Annotated in this window: 1 protein-coding gene and 1 pseudogene; one reads left to right on the top strand and one right to left on the bottom strand. The window is 50.2% G+C overall.

Annotated elements, in window-relative coordinates; all coding sequences use genetic code 11:
• Positions 1 to 772 (top strand): annotated as a pseudogene (gyrB, locus tag ACTHUT_RS18320) (DNA gyrase subunit B); the annotation flags it as partial.
• A 211-nt stretch (positions 773 to 983) separates the two neighbouring features.
• Here gyrB and queA read toward each other — a convergent pair.
• The gene (gene queA, locus ACTHUT_RS18315) at positions 984 to 2,012 is read right to left on the bottom strand and encodes a tRNA preQ1(34) S-adenosylmethionine ribosyltransferase-isomerase QueA (protein ID WP_188209325.1); all 1,029 of its coding nucleotides are present in this window, start codon (positions 2,010 to 2,012) and stop codon (positions 984 to 986) included.
• Positions 2,013 to 2,252 lie beyond the last annotated feature (240 nt).

Below are 2,252 nucleotides of genomic sequence, written 5' to 3'. Positions count from 1 at the left end.
CAAATACGGCAAACAAGAGCGCTATCTCAAAGACGAATTGGAAAAAGACCAATGGCTGCTCGGTCTAGCCTTGGAAAAAGCCAAAATCGTTTCAGACGGCCGCACCATCGAAGGCGAAGAGCTTGCCAATACCGCCAAACAATTCCTGTTGGCCAAAACCGTCATCGAGCAAGAAAGTCGCATCATTGACGAACTCGTCCTGCATGCCATGCTGCACGCTTCGCCGGTCGACCTCAGCACGGCAGAAAGCGCAGACCGCGCCGTTGCCGAATTGAGCGGCCTCTTGGACGAAAAAGAAGTCGCGCTCGAACGTATCGAAGGACACGAAGGACACCAGTTCATCAAAATCACTCGCAAGCTGCACGGCAATGTGATGGTGAGCTACCTCGAGCCTAAGTTCCTCAATAGCAAAGCCTACCAAACCCTTACCCAAACCGCCGCCGCACTCAAAGGCATGGTCGACAAAGGGGCGAAGCTCTACAAAGGCGACAACGAATACGACATCGACAGCTTTGAAGGCGCTTTGGACATCTTGATGAGCGTTGCCCAAAAAGGCATGTCCATCCAACGATATAAAGGCTTGGGCGAGATGAACCCGGAACAACTTTGGGAAACCACGATGGATCCTACCGTCCGCCGCCTCCTGAAAGTCCGCATCGAAGACGCCATCGCCGCCGACGAAGTGTTCGTAACCCTAATGGGCGACGAAGTCGAACCGCGCCGCGCCTTCATTGAAAACAACGCCCTGCTGGCACAAAACATCGACGCCTAAGCATGGAAAAATAAAAGGCCGTCTGAAAAACGATTTTCAGACGGCCTTTTTGTTTTTGTGCTTTATTTCTTACAACTCAAATTCCAACCACTTCGCGGCGTTTACTTCAATAATTTATTTTAATTCGCATATTTTAATAGAGCGTTTCAACTGATTTGGATTCTGGACAATCCCAAATAACCAGTTTAAAACGCTCCAATCCGCTTCCGCTTTATTCCGCTTTTCCCAAAATCATCGCATCGCCATAGCTGAAAAAGCGGTATTCCTGTTCCACTGCATGACGGTAAACGCTGCGGATATGCTCCATGCCCGAAAACGCGCTGACAAGCATCAGCAAGGTTGATTTGGGCAGGTGGAAGTTGGTAATCAATCGGTCGGCAACATTGAAGCGGTAACCCGGCGTAATGAAAATATCGGTATCGCCTCGACCGGCTTTCAGACGGCCTGTTTCGCGTGCGGCGGATTCTAAGGCGCGCATGGAGGTTGTGCCCACTGCCCACACTTTATTGCCGCGTGCTTTGACGGCTTCAACGGCGGCAACGGTCTCGGCCGGTACGTCAAACCACTCGCTGTGCATTTTGTGTTCTTCAATTTTATCGACGCGCACGGGTTGGAATGTGCCGGCGCCGACGTGCAGGGTCACTTCTGCGGTTTCTACGCCTTTGGCTTTCAGACGGCCCAATAACTCATCGGTAAAGTGCAAACCCGCCGTCGGAGCGGCCACTGCGCCTTGATATTTGGCGTACACGGTCTGATAGCGGCTGTCGTCTTCATCGTCGGCCGCGCGTTCAATATAAGGCGGCAAGGGCAGATGGCCGTTTTGCTCCAAAAGTTCGTAAACAGTTTGCTCGCCTTCAAATTTCAGGCAAAACAATTCTTCCGCACGCTCCATCATGACGGCGCGGATATCGCCTTCAAAAATCAATTCTGTACCCGGTTTCGGCGATTTGGACGAACGGATATGAGCCAATGCGGTATGCGCGTCCAATACCCGTTCAATCAGGGCTTCGATTTTGCCACCACTGGCTTTTTGGCCGAACAGGCGCGCCTTCATCACTTTGGTATTGTTAAACACCAGCACATCGCCCGGTGCGACATAATCGGGTAAATCGCCGAAATGTTTGTCTTCAATCGGCAATGTAGGCAAGGCAACCAGAAGCCTGCTGCTGCCGCGCACTTCGGGAGGATGCTGGGCAATCAGTTTTTCGGGCAATTCAAAATCAAAATCGGAAATATCCATTGTCGTGCATACTTAAAAAAACAGGCGCCATTATACGCGCAAAGTTGGTTTTCAGACGGCATGTTTTGTCGAAAAACCAATAAATTAGAATAAACGCTCTTAGGAAAATCACCTTTTAACGAAAATCAGCGTTCCTTTCTTTTTTCGCCGAAAAACGCCTTTTTTCTATCTTTTACTGGACATTTACCGACAAGTTCGGGAAAATAACCGGATTCATTTTTCAGGCTCCGCCCTGTTCCG

The organism is Neisseria sp. P0022.S010, from assembly GCF_051956635.1.
The sequence above is the reverse complement of the archived record's forward strand: the minus strand, read 5'-3'. Positions and strand labels throughout refer to the sequence as shown.